15 protein-coding genes are annotated in these 16,258 nt (G+C 73.7%); 3 read left to right on the top strand and 12 right to left on the bottom strand.

Annotated features, from left to right (window positions below; all coding sequences use genetic code 11):
- Positions 1-139: 139 nt before the first annotated feature.
- On the top strand, positions 140-814 hold the full coding sequence (locus ATL51_RS28095; protein WP_157818290.1) for a hypothetical protein: 675 nt from the start codon (positions 140-142) through the stop codon (positions 812-814).
- Here the strand turns inward: ATL51_RS28095 and mobF are convergent.
- The 10 genes from mobF to ATL51_RS09225 all read right to left on the bottom strand — a co-directional run bounded on the left by mobF (position 793) and on the right by ATL51_RS09225 (position 12,184).
- Positions 793-5,169, bottom strand: coding sequence for a MobF family relaxase (mobF, locus tag ATL51_RS09175; RefSeq protein ID WP_301548961.1), 4,377 nt, complete (start codon positions 5,167-5,169; stop codon positions 793-795). The two genes, ATL51_RS28095 and mobF, sit on opposite strands and share 22 nt — an antisense overlap.
- 211 nt (positions 5,170-5,380) lie before the next feature.
- Entirely contained in the window at positions 5,381-6,247 is an 867-nt protein-coding gene (locus ATL51_RS09180) for a hypothetical protein (RefSeq protein ID WP_100878346.1), read from the bottom strand.
- On the bottom strand, positions 6,244-6,903 hold the full coding sequence (locus ATL51_RS09185) for an FUSC family protein (protein WP_301548962.1): 660 nt from the start codon (positions 6,901-6,903) through the stop codon (positions 6,244-6,246). The genes ATL51_RS09180 and ATL51_RS09185 overlap by 4 nt, the downstream gene beginning before the upstream one ends.
- On the bottom strand, positions 6,900-7,748 hold the full coding sequence (locus ATL51_RS09190) for a hypothetical protein (protein ID WP_157818291.1): 849 nt from the start codon (positions 7,746-7,748) through the stop codon (positions 6,900-6,902). The genes ATL51_RS09185 and ATL51_RS09190 overlap by 4 nt, the downstream gene beginning before the upstream one ends.
- A complete protein-coding gene (locus tag ATL51_RS09195) occupies positions 7,745-9,709 on the bottom strand; it encodes a type IV secretory system conjugative DNA transfer family protein (RefSeq protein WP_301548963.1) in 1,965 nt (654 codons plus the stop codon). Before ATL51_RS09195 ends, ATL51_RS09190 begins: the two co-directional genes overlap by 4 nt.
- Positions 9,685-10,218, bottom strand: a complete 534-nt coding sequence (locus ATL51_RS09200; RefSeq protein ID WP_100878349.1) for a hypothetical protein — start codon at positions 10,216-10,218, stop codon at positions 9,685-9,687. The genes ATL51_RS09195 and ATL51_RS09200 overlap by 25 nt, the downstream gene beginning before the upstream one ends.
- Positions 10,218-10,688: a WhiB family transcriptional regulator gene (locus tag ATL51_RS29985; RefSeq protein ID WP_455342404.1), complete on the bottom strand. Its 471-nt coding sequence runs from the start codon at positions 10,686-10,688 to the stop codon at positions 10,218-10,220. The genes ATL51_RS09200 and ATL51_RS29985 overlap by 1 nt, the downstream gene beginning before the upstream one ends.
- 481 nt (positions 10,689-11,169) lie before the next feature.
- On the bottom strand, positions 11,170-11,463 hold the full coding sequence (locus ATL51_RS09215) for a hypothetical protein (protein ID WP_100878351.1): 294 nt from the start codon (positions 11,461-11,463) through the stop codon (positions 11,170-11,172).
- A 281-nt stretch (positions 11,464-11,744) separates the two neighbouring features.
- The gene (locus tag ATL51_RS09220) at positions 11,745-11,978 is read right to left on the bottom strand and encodes a hypothetical protein (RefSeq protein ID WP_060711238.1); all 234 of its coding nucleotides are present in this window, start codon (positions 11,976-11,978) and stop codon (positions 11,745-11,747) included.
- Positions 11,978-12,184: a helix-turn-helix domain-containing protein gene (locus tag ATL51_RS09225; protein WP_238589144.1), complete on the bottom strand. Its 207-nt coding sequence runs from the start codon at positions 12,182-12,184 to the stop codon at positions 11,978-11,980. Before ATL51_RS09225 ends, ATL51_RS09220 begins: the two co-directional genes overlap by 1 nt.
- Positions 12,185-12,459: 275 nt before the next feature.
- On the opposite strand from ATL51_RS09225, the gene ATL51_RS09230 reads away from it, so the two are divergent.
- Complete coding sequence (locus ATL51_RS09230) at positions 12,460-13,581, top strand: hypothetical protein (protein WP_301548964.1); 1,122 nt, start codon at positions 12,460-12,462, stop codon at positions 13,579-13,581.
- Here the strand turns inward: ATL51_RS09230 and ATL51_RS09235 are convergent.
- Both ATL51_RS09235 and ATL51_RS09240 read right to left on the bottom strand, forming a co-directional pair.
- Positions 13,567-14,133: an NUDIX hydrolase gene (locus ATL51_RS09235; RefSeq protein ID WP_100878352.1), complete on the bottom strand. Its 567-nt coding sequence runs from the start codon at positions 14,131-14,133 to the stop codon at positions 13,567-13,569. The genes ATL51_RS09230 and ATL51_RS09235 overlap by 15 nt on opposite strands.
- A gap of 22 nt (positions 14,134-14,155) precedes the next feature.
- Positions 14,156-14,908: a GntR family transcriptional regulator gene (locus ATL51_RS09240; RefSeq protein WP_208622957.1), complete on the bottom strand. Its 753-nt coding sequence runs from the start codon at positions 14,906-14,908 to the stop codon at positions 14,156-14,158.
- A 625-nt stretch (positions 14,909-15,533) separates the two neighbouring features.
- On the opposite strand from ATL51_RS09240, the gene ATL51_RS09245 reads away from it, so the two are divergent.
- Positions 15,534-16,202, top strand: coding sequence for a GNAT family N-acetyltransferase (locus tag ATL51_RS09245; RefSeq protein ID WP_157818292.1), 669 nt, complete (start codon positions 15,534-15,536; stop codon positions 16,200-16,202).
- Positions 16,203-16,258: the final 56 nt, after the last annotated feature.

Below are 16,258 nucleotides of genomic sequence, written 5' to 3' on the forward strand. Positions count from 1 at the left end.
CCACCGTCAGATCGGTCGTCGCAGCGCTCGCGGATGCCATTTCCAAGCTGTGGTCGATCAAAAAGGTTCGTGAACGCCCCCGGGAGGGGTTGTTCAAGCTTCCGAGAACTGTCGGGGGGCTGTCGCAGACTCTGCTGACGTGGAGATGACCGAGCAGCAGTTGGTGGACGAGCTGGAGAACATCGCCGTCGCGACGACCGACACGATGCTGGCCGAGGGCGGGTTCATACCGCCCCCGACGATGCACATGCTCTGCGAGGACCTGGGTCGTCATCCGTACGCGGGTTACGTCCGCACGCGGCCGTTCTACCCGGGCGACGACGCGCACACGGCCGTCGAGGCCCTCGGCGTCGTCGCATCGTTCGCGAACGCCTCGCGGCTGGTGCTGGCCTGGGAGCAGGCGGACCTACAGATCGCGTTGCAGCGCCCCGGCGAGCTACTACCGACGGGGCTCGTCCTGGTCGACGTGCCGCGGGTCGGTGAGCACGTCGTGCGGTGGAACCCGGCCGAGCTGGTGCAGACCGGGACCCGCGCGGACGGCTGTCCGGTCGTCACGGCGTCGTGGGGTCCGACGCAGCGGATCCCGGGCGGCCGGCTACCGGCGCCGGTGGCCGCGGCCTTGGAGCTGTGGCGGTCCCCGCGGGCGTGGTCGGCTGTGGAGATCGCCGAGGCGTACCTCGACATCGAGGACGACGGCTATCACATGGCGTGGCCGGTGCGCCCCGACGACGAGCCGCCGCAGCGGTGGCCGCTGTGGCGGGCCGTCGTCGAGGCGATCGTGACCGATCCGGGTCAGCCCCAGCGGTCGGCGTAGTCGTCCTCGCCGTCCCCGACCTCGTCGGCGTATGGGTCGTTGCGGGCGTGGTCGACGTCGCGGGCCTCGGAGGTGTCGAGGCCGGCCTCGTAGACCTCCTGGGCCTGGATCTCGTCAAGGGCCCGACGGGCGCGGGTGACGGAGTGCTCGGACTCGGCGGTGGTCGGCACACGGACGTCGTCCTCGTGCCGTTCCCGCGGCTGGGTCGCGGCGGTCTCGCGCAGGTCGGGGACCGCGGTCTCCAGGACCGGGCCGTCGTCGAGCGTATGGGACTCATCGACGGTGTCGTCGAGGTCGTGCTCGGTGATCGGGCGGTGCTCGTCCTCAGCGCGCATGGCCTCGTCGTGAGCGGTAAGCCACTCGTCGGCGGTGACCCGCTCATCGGGAGTGTCGCGGTCGCTGTTGCGGTGCGCGAGCGCGATCACCGCCCGGTCGTGCTTGTCCCGATCGACGGCGGTCCGCAGCAGCCAACGCCCGCGGGCGGCCTCAACCTCCTCCAGCTCGCCGGTGCGCCGGTCCAGCTCGGCGGCCAGGGAGGCAGCTCCGTCGGCGGCCTGGTGCAGCTCGGCGGCGCGGGCCGGGTCCGTGGCTGCGTCGGCTTCGGCGCGGTGCAGGGTGGCGGCGCCGCGGTGGTGCTCGGCAGCCTGGCGGGTCCCGGCGAGTTCGTTGGCGACGTAACGGGGCGCCCACGCCTGCTGACGCTCGTAGGCGCGCACGCGCATCCTCAGCGCGCCGTCGGACAGCTCGAACTCCTCCCGGTCCGCGCGGGGCCGGCCCAGCGCCTCCCACCCGGCGCAGTAGGCCGCGTGGTGCTCCACCATTCCGGGCTTCGGTGCGGCGCCGAGCACGTCGAGGGCCTCGGCGGGGCCGGCCTCGGTCGCGTCGATGTCCTCGCGGCCGGTCAGAGCGCGGCAGGCAGCGACGGCGCCGGCCCTGCGCTCCCACTCCGTGCGGGCCTCGGCCGCGTCCCGGTCGGGCACCTCACCGAGCAGCTCGGTCGCCCAGCTCGGCGGCCCGGCCGCGGCCGCGGCGCCGAGCTCGGCGGTGCGCTGGTCGAGGTGCTCGGCGAGCCGGTCGAGGTAGCGGGTCATCTGCGGGTCGTCGAGGTGCGGGACCCGATCGGCCCAGGTGCCGACGTCGGGTTCGAACCGCTGCCGGTCGCGTAGACGGGCGTGGATGACGTTGGTGAGATTGCGGGCGCCGGTGAGTGGCTGGCCGGTGATCGTAGCGTGCAACGCGGCGTAGGGGTCGGTGCCGGAGACCTCGGCACGGCGCAGCACGCGGGTCAGCGAGGTGGAGGCGTCCTCGGCGGCGAGCTGGTCGCGCTGCTCGACGGTCAGGACTCCGGTGTCGGTGAGCCGGTCCAGCCACGCGCTCGTGCGGCGGACCGACGCCTGGTGGGCGGCGTCGGCGAACAGCTCGGCCGCGACGGGAATCGACTCGGCCCACTGGGCGGAGTCCTCGGCGATGGTCAGGGCGGAGCGGTCCGGTTCGGCCAGCTCCAATGCGGTCGTCAGGACGGCCTTCGGGGAGCGGTGCAGCTGGTGGTCCCGGCCGCCGTCCGCGGCGTCGGGCAGCTCGGTCACGGTGGCGACGTAGGCGGTGTTGGCGTCGGTCCCGCGGGTCATCCCGACCAGGGCGGCGGCTTGGTCGGTCCGGTCGGTGACCACCGAGTGGCAGGTCGTCACCGTGGCGCCCTGCCCGCAGTAGCGGGTCCCCGCGTAACCCAGGGCCAGGTCGTCGGCGACGAACCGGGGCGAGAGCACCATCCGCTCCCCCGCCTCGTCGCCGTCGCGGCTGAGGTCGGTGGTGACGTCCAGGCCGCCGTCATCGCGGACCCCGACGACGCGGAAGCGTTCCCGGGTGTGCGGGGCGCGGATGTTGCCCTCGAACCCGGCAAGGTCGTGGCCGATCGCACGGGCCTCCACGACGTCACCGACCCCGGCGTAAGCGCCGGTGCGGCCCAGCCGCACCCCGGACTCGGTAACCAGGCCGAGGTCGACCAGCTGCGCGCGCAACTCGGAGGAGAGCCGGTCGGCCTGGTCGTTGGTGTCGACCAGCAGCAGCGACGCCTTCCCGGCCAGGGTGTCGGCCAGCCACGCCCGCGCCGCCGAGGCCTCGGCCGCATCCCGCGGGCCGCAGTCGATCAGACGGCCGTGGCGGTGGTACTCGTCGAGCACCGTGGTGTCGCCCTCGCGCAGCCGTAGCGATGCCTCGCGTTCCCATGCGTGGGTGAAGCGGCGGGCCTCGTTGAGCTCGTAGCGCGCCCCGCCCGCCCGCGAGATCAGATCCATGCCGCCGCCGGCGCCGATCGCGGCGAGCTGGCGCGGATCCCCGACCAGCAACAGCTTCGCCCCCGCCGCATCCACATGGCCGTGGATGGCGGCCAGGGCGGGGGTGTCGGTCATCGCCGACTCGTCCACCACCACGATGTCCCCGGAGTGCAGCCGAAACCCCAGATCCGCGTCGTCGCGGGGGCGGCCGGCGGTGAGCCGGTCCTGGGTCGCGAGCCACGCGGCGATGTTGCGCGCGGTCAGGCCCTGCTCGGCCAGCACCGTCGTTGCCGCCTGCGCGGTAGCGAGCCCGAACACCCGCCGCGGCGGACCACCGCTGGTCAGGTCGGGGGCGGTCCAGGCCCGCGCCATCATCCCGACGGTGAACGACTTCCCCGTCCCGGGCGGGCCGACCAGGGTCTCGACCCGAGCCCCGGACCCGAGGATGCCGTGGACGGCGGCCTCCTGCGCGGCCCCGAGCCGGGTGCCGTTCGCGGCCAGTCCGGTCAGGAACCGGTCGATCACGGCGTCGGGCAGGCGCTCGCCGTCGTGACGCCCGGCAGCACCGGCGAGGATCCGCTCGGTGTGGACGTGCCCGGTCGTCGCGTAGAGAGTGGCGCCGGGGGCCTCGAACGCGGAGTCGCCGTTGGCGAGCTTGTACTCATCCGGCAGGACGTCGGCCGCGGGGCGCTTGGTCTGCACACTGGCGAGGTCGGCAGTCATGGCCTCGTCGGCGAGGACATCGAGGAGCTTCGCGATCTGCGCGCCGTCGCTGATCCCGAGGTGGTCGGGCAGCGCACTGTTCAGCGCGCGGATGAGGTCCGGGCGGGTCCACACGGTCCGGGAGTTCTGCACCTCGGCGAGCGCGACGTACACGACCTCGGCCGGGGACCACTGCATCGGCGGGACCTCGCCCGGGCGGGCGGCCAGGGCGGCGTCGGCGATCCCGGCCAGGCCACCGGCGATCTCGGCGTCCATCCGGGCCGCGACCCGGTCGAGCAGCTCCTCACGAGTCTCACCTTGGTGGGACTTACGGGCCCGGGTGGCGAGGGTGGCCTGCTGGGCGAGGCGTTCGAGCTGGTAGCCGTTCGGGGCGTGCCCGTAGCGGGCCTCGAACGCCTCGACCAGCTCCGCGGTCTTCGCGGTCACCTTGTTCCGCCGCGTCGAGATCAGGCTCATCGCCTGCTCCGATACCCCCACGACCTCGCGAGCCTTGCCATCCGGGCGGGTCGCCATCACCAACCCGAGCGACGCCGTGATCCGCTCCTCGGTCGTGCGCTCCGCGACCGCGGCGGCAGCCGGACGCCAGCGATGCAGACTCCGGCCGTCGACGGTGCGCCACACCCCGTCCGGGCCCTCGACACGGTTAAGGATCGTGTTGTGGACGTGCAGCTGCGGGTCCCGGTCACGAGAGTCGTGCTGGAAAAACGACGCCACGGTGAAGGCATGCGCGTCGGCATAGCGGCCGGCGGCACCGCCGTGGTGCCCGACCCGGGTATAGCCGGCCTTGTCCTGCAGCAGCTCCAGCGCGGCGTTGTTCCCGGCCCAGATCGCGTCCTCGACCGCCGCCCGGAACTGCCCCCACGCCGCGGCGGTCGCCTCGTCCCCGGCCTGGCGAGCGGCGACCTCACGGGCCTCGAACGCGGTGTGCAGCAGCGTCACCGACTTCTGCACGGAGAACGTGGCGTCGTAGAACGCGACGTTGTGCCGGGCCGACTTGCCTGCGTCCGTCCGGAGCTGGGCGCGGCGTTCCGCCGCGGCGTCCGGCTCGCGTTCCAGCGCGGCGGCGTAGATCTCGTCCTCGGACAGGTACTTGCGACCGGTGTGTCCCAGCGTCGGGACGGTGTCCCACTGGGACGGGTCGTGGAACGCGGTGTCCCGCGGGTCGAGGAACCGCTCGTAGACCGCGCGCATGTCCTGGGCCTCGACCAGGCCGTGCAGCCCGAGCTTCTCCGCTCCGGCGCCCCACCAGCGGCCCGGGGGCTCCCCGTCGGCGACGGCGCCGGTGTAGTAGTTCTCCCGCCCGGTCGCGACCTCCTTCAACAGGTACTCCGGGCTGTAGCCGTTGACGATCCTCAGCACCGCGACCACCCCGCGACGGCGGCGAGCCGGGCCGGGCAGGTCTGCGCGGCGGGTGTCGGGGTTGCCGGGAGGCCGAAGGCCGGCCCGGACCCGCGGATCGTGATGCAAGGGTGTGATCGCTTTGATCTTGGGCTCTAATTGCTCTGTTCGGGGTAGTCGCTCTGGGTTCTCGTCGCGTGCTCGGTCGCGGTGATGTTCTGGCTGCTGGTGGTCATCGGGTGGTCCTGTTCTGGGGCTCGTCGGGGACGAGGTGCAGGGTGTTCGGGGCCTGCTGCGGGGTGTCGCGGAGCTGCTGGAGTGCTCGGGCGGCGGTGCCGCGGCCGACGTCGGCCAGGTCCTGCAGCTCGCGCACCGTCGGGAGGTTGCCGTGGCGCTGGCGGTGGGTCTGGGCGGTCGTGCGGGCGCGTTCCTGGGCGCCCGCACCGGTCCCGGGCTCCGGCCGGACCGCCGGGCCGGGTGCCGGGCGGGACACCAGCCGCGGCGGGGCCGGGATCACCGGCCCGTCCAGCGCGGGCGGGACAGCCGGGCCGTGTCCCACCGGGTCGTGGTGTTCCACCGGTGTCCGGCCGGACGGCGGGACGGTGATGGTCGCCCGGGCACGCGGCGCGGACACGCCGTCGGAATCGGGCCGATCCCGGTCCGCAGGTCTCGGCTCGGGGCGGGTCTCGGCGAGGAGGTAGAGCAGATGCGCGACGACGGCCGCGGCGATCGCGGGCCACGCCCCGACCCCGAACCGCAACACCGCATCCGCCTCGACCGGCGGGGCCCCGGGAGCCGGGGCGGGCCCGGCGAGGAACACCGCCTGCGCCAGACCCGACAGCCCGGCGGCGACGATCACCACGCTCCACGCGTAGCGGGCGGCGCCACCGGACAGCCGCGCGGTCGCGGTGTAGGCGACCAGGGCCAGGCCGTCGGTGATCAGCGGGTAGATCCACGCCACCGCGACCGGGACCCGCGCGGCAACCGCGACCTCGAACAGGCCGTGCGCGGTCGCCACCGCGGCGCCGATCGCGACGGCCAGGCCCGGCAGCCACACCGACGCCCGACCCCAGCGCGCCCCGCTTCCCGCGGCCGTCATCGCAGAGCCGTCCCGATCGGGCCGGCGTCGACCGCCGGGGCGGGCTCGGGCGGGGCCTGGTCGCGCTGCCCGGCCCACCACCGTGCGATCTCCTCAACGTGATCGGTGCCCGGAACCGGCAGCGCCGCGCCGCCGGGGGCGCTCCAGCCGGGGCGGGTCTGGTGGCGCTCGATCGAGCACGACCCGGCCTCCTTCCGGATCCGGTTGACCACCCCGGGCCGCTGACGGTCGTGCCAGTCCCCCGCCGCGCCGACCGACGCGGCCGGGCCCTGGTAGGCGGCGAGCCAGGCGTGCATGAGCCAGAGCAGCTCCTCGACGACCTCGGGGTGCCACAGCCAGCACTCGGGCAGCACCTTCGCCGCGTCGGGATAGCGCAGGAACACCGCCTGCGCCCACCCGCACAGCTCGTCGAGCAGCCGCCGGGTCTCGGCGGTGTCGGTCGGGGCCAGCAGCCACGACGGCGCCGCCGGGATCCGCCGGCGCGCGGTCACCGCGGCCAATGCCTCCGAGAGCTGCCCGACGAGCCGCCCCAGCTCCCCGACCTGGTCGCGGATCGGCTCCAGCTCGGCGACCTGGCGGCGCAGTGTGTCGACCTGACCGGCCAGCCGGGCCAGCGCCCCGCCGTCACCCGGCTCGGGGTGCGACGGCGGGTTCACCGCTCCCACCCCGCCCCGTCACCGTCGCCCGACGGGGCCCGGCCCGGGGCCGGTGCGTCGTCGAGCTGGTCGGCGACGGCCTCGGCCTGCGAGGCGCGCACCAGGTCGGAGAAGCGGCGGGCCTCGGCCTCGGTCAGCGGCCGGACCCCGTCCTCGGCGGTCTCGTCCGGCGTGAGCCACATCCCGCCGACGGACGCACCGTGCCCCTCGGCGAGAACCCGCTCACGGTCTCCGGGCTCCTCGATCTCCGCCGGGGGGCGGTCGTTCGGGGTGTGCACGTCGTCCTCCTGGTCGCGGTTGTTCTGGTCCTGGTGCTGCCCGGTGAGGGCGGTGGCGGTTGCGGCGGCCTCTGCTGCGGCGACGCGAGCGTCGTGAGCCGCGACGGCTTCGCGGTGCGAGCGCTCCCGGCCCTCCCGGGCGACCGTCACGAGCCGCGGCTGCGGGTCGCAGCCGGTCGTGTTGGTCAGCTCGTCGAGCCCGACCCGATGGGCGCGGTAGCCCCACATCTCCGCGTCGGAGTGCAGCCCGGCCAGCCGATCCCGCTCGGTGATCGCCGACGTCCCCCGCGCCTGCCGCAGCGCCGCGACCGCGGCGGCATCGGCACGGGCGCGGGCCTGCGCGACGGTCTCGCCACCCGCGAAGTCCACCCACCCGAACCTGGCGCAGGCGTCGTCGAGGTCGAACTCGTCGAGCCGCCAGCCCAACGAGGGCCGGCCGTGCACTCCGGTGGCGTCGCGCAGGTAGGAGGCGACGACCTGTTCCGCGTCCGTCCGGCCCCCGGGGAGGTCGGCGGCGAGCCGGTCGACGGCCTGGGCCGGGGTCCACATCTCGTAGCGCTCGCTCATCGGGTCCACCGCCCATCACTCGCGCCACCGGCCGGGCCAGCGGGACGACCGCCCTCGCAATCGGGACCGGGCTCGTGCGGCGCGGTCTCCTCGACGGCCTGGTCAGCCTCGGTACCGCGGCGGATCGCGCGGAGCTCGGCGAACATCCGGTTGGACGACCGGACCCGCTCGGCCGCCTCGCTGTAGCGGTCTGGCCACCGTGCGGCGAGCAGGACCAGGAGGCGTTCGAGCTGGCCATCGGCCCACACCCGAGCGGCCTCACCGCGGCGGTGCCAGCGGTTCTCGGCCTGGATCCGCGCCAGCACCCGCGCCCGACGCCGCACATCGCGGCGACGCCACGCCATCTGCGCCCGCCCGATCACCGGGGCGATCCCGCGGCGGATCACCACCACCCGCCCCGCGGGCAGGTTCGCGATCTGCGCCGGAGCGAGCACCGGCACCTTCCGCACGCTGCGCGAGGCGACGCGGCCGTGGTCATCGGTCGTGGTGACCCGCTCGTCCCGCTCTCCGGCCAGGGTGGACCAGAACTCCAGGTCCGCCTTGTCCCGGGTCCCGCCGAAGATCATGACGGCGGCGGTGTTGTTCAGGATGGTCGCCGCCTTGTGCTCACCCCAGCGGGCCAGGAGTTGGGCCCGGGACTGGAACGCGCACAGGATCGTCACCCCACGACCGCCCATGTCCGCGGTCCACGACTCCAGCGGGACCGGGGAGATCAGGGCGGCCTCGTCCAGGAACAACCCCAGCGGCGGATCCAGCCGCCCCTTCGGCTGCCCGGCGGCCAGCCGTCGGGCCTCGCGGGCGATGTGCCCGGTCAGCGCACACACCAGTGGGGCGGTCTGGGCCTCCTCGGCGCCGAGCAGGAACACCGTCGCGCGGTCGTCGAGGAGCCGGGCGACGTCGAAGCCGTCCCCCGGCTCCGCCGCCGCAGCCGCCGCGGGATGGGTCAGCCACCCGAGGGCGGGCATCACGCTGGAGGTGATCGAGGAACGGGTGCGCTCGTTGGTGGTCAGGAACTGCATGACGTCCTGCTCGAACGCGGTCACCCCCGAGCGGCGCAGCAGTGCGGGGACCTCGCGGCCGGCGGTGTCGGGGTCGGCGACCCAGCCGAGGACGTCGGCCATCAGCTTGTGCCCGAGGGCGGCGGCGTGCAGCAGGGCGGCGAGGACGCGGCGGGCCTGACCGTCCCAGAACTCCCGATCCCCACCCGACCCGGACGCGACGGCGGCGAGCATGTCCGTGGCCCGCTCGGTCGCGCTCACCGGGTCGGTGCAGCCGGTCAGCGGATCGAACGTGATCGTGCTGGCCCGGCCGCCGAGGCCGGCGGGGTTGAACACGAACACCTCACCCCGGGTCTGGCGGCGCAGCGGCGCGCACAGGTCGAGCAGGTCGGTGCGGGTCGAGGTCACCAGGGCCGCGCCGGGGGCGTCCAGGACGCGCCCGGCGAGCCAGCCGGTCTTACCGGTGCGGGGACCGCCGACCACGATCACCACGTCCTCGACCAGCGCCCACACCCGCAACACGCCCGTACGGCACAACTCCACCGCGGCCTCGCTCGTGGCGAGCCGGGCCCGCTGCCACCGCGGGAGACCGGCCAGGGACGGGCGGACTGTGCCGGTCCGTCGGCGGACGGCCAGGGTCCCGGCGTGGCGGACGATGTCCAGCGACGACGCGACGCCGACCTTCCGGCGGGACCGCGCGGCCCAGCGGGACACTGTGGCCGACGAGCGCGACCAGCGGTGCCACACGATCACCCCCGCCAGCCCGACCACGGCGACGAGTGCAGGCCAGGACAGGGCGGTGACGATCGTCGCGGCCGGGAGCAGCGCGACCAGGGCGAGGCCGGCGGCCAACGCTCGGGCGCCGCGGGCCCAGGCGAGCAGCGCGCCCGCGGCGAACATCGCGAGTACGAGCGCGGTGGAGCTGACCAGGATCTCCATCAGTGCTCCCACCCCTCGTTCCACGCCTGCACCTCGGCGGCGTGGCGGGTGCAGCCCTTGGCGTGGCCGTCCTCGCTGTTGGCCGGGTTGCCCTCGAACGGGCCGTGGTCGGTGACCAGGCCGTCGCAGGTCGAGCAGCGCCAGTACGCGCACGGCGTCCGGAACGAGCGCACCCCGTCCGGCTCGGGGTCCGGGGCCCGGCCGCAGACCAGCCAGTCGAACGCCGCCTCCCCCACGACCGCGACCTCGTCGGTGGTGATGCCGAGCGCGTCGGCGATCTGGTCCCAGGACCGGCCCGACGCGCGGGCGGCCCGGGCGTACTCAGTCAGCTGGGACTCCGCCACCGTGTGCACGAGCAGCGCGGCCCGGATTCCGGCCAGCGGGTCGTCGAGGCGGCGGTCGGTGAACACCGTGAACCCCGGGATCGGGACCTCGGCCTCGGCCGCGCCGAACGCCTCGACGGCGATCCGGCGCACCAGCTCACGGACCCGACCGGACACGGCGGTCCTCGGGGACGCGTCGAACACGCTCATCACCGACCACCGCCCGCGGTGACCACGAGGGCAGCGGCCCACCGGTCGACGGTCCGACGGGTCACGCCCAGCGTGCGGGCGACGTCGCCACGGTCGGCTCCCGCGGTGAGCGCGGCGCAGCCCGCAGCGATGACCGGCGCCCGATCGGTCCGCGGAGACGGCACGGGCACGACGGCCGGCCGTCGCTCGACGCGACGACTCCGAGGCGTGGCCCGGCGGGCGCGGCGCCGCTCGTCCTCGGTCAGCCCACCGGCGATGCCGTGCGGCTGCTCGGCGATGGCCCACGTCCGGCACGCGGCAATGACCGGGCACCCCGCGCACACCCACAGAGCCCGCCGCTCCTCCGCGGCCAGGGCCGCACCGGCGGTCGCGGTCGGGAAGAACAGCTCCGGGTCGACGTCGCGGCAGCCCGCGCGGGCCCGCCAGTCCAGCTCCTCGCCCCGCCCGGGGTTCGGGTCTACGGTGAACATCTCTCCTACCTCCTGTTGGTTGGTGAGAGCGGCCCGGCGGTGTGCTTCCGCCAAGAACCCGTCGCCGGGCCGTCCCATCTCTTGCGTGCTCGCCTCGGTCACGACGTGTCCCCTCGCTCCGGGGACCGAGCCGGGGCGGCGAAAAGCCCCGGCAACGCGTCCAGCTCCGCCCGCTCTCGGTGCCGGTCGGCCGCCGAGTCCCGGCCCGCTCGGGCGCAGGGGACGACGTCGGCCAGGTGCGCGAGCCGGACCGGCAACGGCCGGTTCTCCAGCAGACACACCGCGACCTGCCGAGACGGGCACTCCTGCCGACGCACCACCGGCCACCCACACCCCGGACACCGACCCGCCCCGACCACGTAGTGCTCGACTACGACCTGCAACCGGTCCGTCCGCCCGGTCGGGCGCAGCAAGCGCGGGTCCAGGTCCTCGGGCTGCACGACCCGCTCGCGCACCGCCCACTCCGGCGCGGGGCGGACGCTCACGCCGACCACCCAGCGCCCTCGTCCCGCCACACGGCGGCACCGGCCTCGGTCAGCCCGTAGCGCAGCCCCGCCGCCTCCACCGGATCCGGCACCCGGCCCATGCCGTCCGGGCAGAGCACCGAGCCATCGGCGTGGGAGAACTCCGGCGGACGCCCGGCGCGAGCGGGCCACCCCGACGGCGGCGCGTCGACCACGGGGCCGGCGCAGCCCGGGCACACCAGATCTGTGACGTCGATGCGGTCGTCGCCCAGGTCCACGACGGGCGGGCCTGGCAGGAAGATCACGCTCACGCTGGCCTCCGAGGAGATTGAGGAGGGTCGGCTGGTCCGGCCCTCCGGTGGCGGCGTCCCGTCCGCCACCGCGCCGTCAGGCGCGCACGGCCTCGGAGGCTCGCCGTCAAGGGCCGGACGCAGTCCGGTCGCGCAGCGACGCGCAGCGCCCTTGACGGGGAGGGAGGCCGGGCCAAACTCGGGCCGGACGGCCCTCCGCCCGCCGCAGGCGGGTCCACCCCGGTCCTCGGCCCGCCCGGCCGTGAGGGCGAGGTCTCCCCCATCGGAACCGGCGGCCGGGTTCACTGCCCGCTCCCGGCCGACGCACCCGCGCCGTTGAGGGCGGGCGTGGCCGCCTGGTCGAACGCCGACACGAACGTCGAGATCGCGTCCGGCAGCCCCGAGCCGACCGGTGTGGCGATGAACAGCACGAGCGCGATCAGCGAGAACACCACCGCGCCCATCGCGACCCGCGCCTTCGCGCAGATCACCGCACCGAGCACCATGAACAGGATCAGCACCCCGACGCTGCCCATCAGCCCGCGCTCCCGTGCTGCACCGGCGCCCAGCCCGACGCGTCGACGACGGTCTGCTCGGCGACGGCGAGGTCGGCGATGGCCTCGATCGCCTTCGCTGGGATGATCAGCCGCCCGCGGATCCGGACCGCCGGGAACTCCCCCGCCGCGATCGCCCGGTAGACGGTCATCGGCGACATCCCGAGCAGCGCCGCGACCTGCGCCACGCTGTAGAACCTCGGCGCCAGCGGCGCCGTCTCCGACCCTCGAAGAACACTCATCATGACCCCAATCTGTACATGTTAGGTACATGTACTGAACAAGTAAGGCACGAGTGGCGATCGGAGTCAATCGCCGTGGCCTTCCGTGAACCGAGATTGCAGTCGCGAACGGTGTTGTCGGGAGATGACGCGGGATGACGTGAGGTGATGCGACCATCCGCATCAGGGTTGATTTCCCCAGGTCAGCAAGTCACCGTTGATCTCGGGACGAGGGGGCGTCGATGGGCAACCGGCTCGCGCAGGTCCGCGCGGAGCGCGGCTGGAAGAAGGCTCGATTGCTGCACGAGCTGCGGGCGGCAGCGACCCGGCGGGGCGAGCAACTCCCCAAGGACGAGAGCCTCGGGCGCCGCGTCGCCGTCTGGGAGAACCAGGACGGCGTCGTCGGCGACTTCTACCGCGAGCTGCTGTGCGAGGTGTACCGCTGCTCCGCCGTCGAGCTGGGTCTCGTCGAGCCACCGTCCCCGGAGCCGGTCGCGATCGACCCCGTCACCGAGCCGTTCGAGCTGCCGGAGTTCACCCGCCTCGACCCCGGCCTGGTCGACCTCCTGCGGTCCCAGACGCAGACCATCCGCCTCCTGGACCGCCGACTCGGCGGGGCGACGGTGCACAGCCAGGCCGTCGCGCACGTCGAGACCGTGGAGAGCCTGGTCCGCAACGCCCTGCCCGGGACGGCGCGGGAGCAGGCGGCCGACGAACTCGGCCAGGCCGCGGCGCTCGCCGGGTGGCAGGCGCTCGACATGGGACGCCTCCCGGAGGCGTGGCGGCTGCACGAGATCGCGACCGCGGCAGCGCGCGAGAGCGGGCTACCGGCCGGGCTGGGGTACTCGCGGGCGCAGCAGGCGTTCATCCTGCTCGACGCCGGACGCGCCGAGGATGCCCTCGACCTGATCGCCTCGGCGCAGAACATCGCCCGCGGCCCGGCCCCGCGCGAGCTGCTGGCCTGGTTGCACGCCGCGCACGGCGAGGCGCTCGCCGCACTCGGCGACCGGGACGCCGCGCTCCGGTCGCTCGACGCCGCGGCAGCGGCCCTACCGACGCAGGCGGAGCACGCCCTGCCCTACCTCATGCTCGACGCCGGACACCTGGCCCGGTGGCGCGGACACTGCCTGGCTCGTCTCGGCGAGGCGTCCGCGATCGACGATCTCGGGACCGCCCTGGCCGCGATGCCGGAGGGTCAGTACGGCCGCGCTGAGGTCAGCCTGCGGGTCGACCTCGCGCTGGCCCTGCGGGCGCGAGGTGAAGTCACCGAGTCGCGGGCCCAGGCGGAACGCGCGGGTCGCCTGGCCGGCCGGACCGGGTCCGAGCGGCAGCGGCGAGGGATCCGCGAGCTACTCGGCCCGTAACGGCGCCGTCGGCCCGGACAACGCCAGGACGTGCAGCAGCCCGACCAGCGCGCCGGAGTTCCCGACCTTCCCGTCCGCGATCAGGTCCGGGACGTCGGCGAGCGGCACCCACCGGAACGTGCCCTCGTTGAGCTCGGTCGGATTGGCGACCTGCTCAGCGCCGCGGGCGAGGAACACGTGGTGCGCGCTGCGCACGGTCCCGGCCATCGGCTCGAACGTCACCAGGTGCTCGACCGTCCGAGGCCGGTAACCGGTCTCCTCCTCGACCTCCCGGGCCGCGGTCTCGACGGGCGCCTCGCCGTCGTCGAGCAGGCCACCCGGAAGCTCCCAGTTCCACAGGTCCGGCACGAAGCGGTGACGCCAGGACAGCAGGACGTTGCGGCCGTCGTCGTCCAGGACCACGGTCATGGCGGCCGCGGGCAGCGTGACCGTGTGGTGCTCGAAACGCTCACCCGACGGCTGGGAGATGTCGGCCAGGCCGACGGTTACCCACTCGTTGTCGTAGATCACGCGCTCGCTGTGCACGTGCCAGACGTCGTCCGGGCTCGTCATGAAGCGACCGTAGCGTTCTCGGTCAGGGCTCGACGGGCCGCACGAAGGCCCCGACTCCATGCCGCACGACAACGACCCCGGAGTCCGCCAGCACCTTGAACGCGCGACGCGCGGTGTTGCGGGAGACATCGTACTGCTCCATCACGACAGCCTCGCTCGGCAGCGGGGCATCCGGCGCAAGCGTTCCGGCGCGGATCTGTTCGGCGAGGTCCTCGGCGATGCGGCCGTACGCCGTGGTCCGGTCTGCTCCCGTGCCTCCGGCTACCCGGCGGCCGACCCCCGGGACGACCTCCACGAGGCCGTCGTCCACGAGAAGCGCGAGGGCGGCACGAGCCGTCCCTCGGGCCACGCCGTACTCCTCGCAGAGCCGTGCCTCCGAGGGTACGAGCGAGCCGGGCACCAGAACGCCGTCCCGAATGCGATGGCGGAGATCCTCCGCGATGCAGCGGGAAGTCCCACGAGGGGCCACAGCGACTACGCTCCACGGTTCGGCGGACAGTTCTGCCGAGAGTATCGGCCGGACAGAGGAGGCGGCGCGGAAGACAGGAGCCTCCGCATCGGCGGACATCTCGTCGCCCTGAGGGCGGCGATGAAAGGGCTCCTCCTCAGCGTCTGGCGAACTCATCGCGAGACGCGGCATCCGTCGAAACACCTTCGAGATCCACCAAGAGCCGACACACCCGCCGAATGGAAGCGCCGGTGGTGGAGACGGCTCACCACAACCGGCAACCACGACGCGTGCCGGCGGGTCGGATAGGTAGGTGGCCGGACTCATCGCAGCTCCTCGGGTGAGCGAGACGCCGAGGCGCTGCTTGTCACGGCGGGCTGCGTGCTGGTCCCTACCGCACTGGAGTGACCCCGCCCGCTGGCGAGTACCGGCGGGCGAGGCCACGGCTGTCTTACTGCCCGAAGGGCCAGGAGCCGGGCCACCAGCTGACCGGCCACCAGCTGTCCAGCGCGTCGCGCACAACGCGCCGAACAACCTCGGTGACTGCCGCCAGCACCAGGGAGCCGACGATCTTTGAAGCCGTCGCCGGCTCTGAGGTCGGACGCGCCGGGTGACAGGTGCTCAGTGTCGCGCTACGGTCGGGCTTGCCTGTGCTCGACTGAGCGCACGATGTGGACGGGGCCTCGGCCTCGGGGAGCGGCAACTCCTCGGGACGAGGCCTCAGCCATCTCGGGGGTGGACGTTGCCGTCGGTGACGGGCCATGATGCCTCCTCGTACCCAGGCCACCACTACTGGTGGCGTGCAGGTACAAGCGTGATCCCACATCTAGCGGGTCCGCTATCCCGGGCCGGAGGTACACCGTCGACCGGTCGGCGGCGCGCGACGGTCGGTACCTGGTCTGACAGATAGCTACGTGTCTTACTCCGGATAGCTGAACGGCGCGCACTTGCGGTGAGCGAACAGCGGACGAACGGTCACTCCGTGTATTCTGCTCCCTTCGTCGAGCACGCGGAGCCGCTCGACGGACGGGACAACGGCCTTCCTGGCGTGTCCCTGGACATGCACCCATCGAAGGGGCGGTCGATGGTCGCGGTCCGGCCGGACCGCGATCAGATATCCCGGGTTGGAACGATGACGCCGACGAACAACACGACCATGACCCTGCGCGTCGGCACCGCCGACGACGACAAGGCCATCGACAAGATCCTCACCGACGTCGGGCTCGATCCCTTCGACTTCTCCAGGCTGTCGGTGTACCACCGCATCGTCGCTCTCGACGAGGACGGTGTGCTCGTCGGATTCATCGACGGCCGCTTCGACGTCCCGATCCCCGATCGGGCGACGCTCGCCGGGGTGCCCGGGCCGCAGGCGTGGGGAAGCCTCATCGCCGTCGCCCCGGACCGGCAGCGAGGTGGAGCGGCCAAGCTCCTGCTCCGGGCCTTGCTCGAGGAGTCGCAGCGGCGAGGCTGCATCTACTTCTCCGCCATGGTCTCCGGGCACGACGACCCCGCCCAGCGGAGGGCCTTCTTCCAGGCGGTCGGGCTGGAGGATCTGGTCCCCGGCGTGCCGGACGACATCGTCGGCGCGCCCATCGAGGACGTTCTGCGCCGGCTCGACTGAACAACGAAGAGGCTCCGGCCCCACCTGCGGAGGGGGAAGGCCGGGGCCTTCATGTA

This window comes from Pseudonocardia alni (genome assembly GCF_002813375.1).
GTDB classification, from domain to species: Bacteria; Actinomycetota; Actinomycetes; order Mycobacteriales; family Pseudonocardiaceae; genus Pseudonocardia; species Pseudonocardia alni.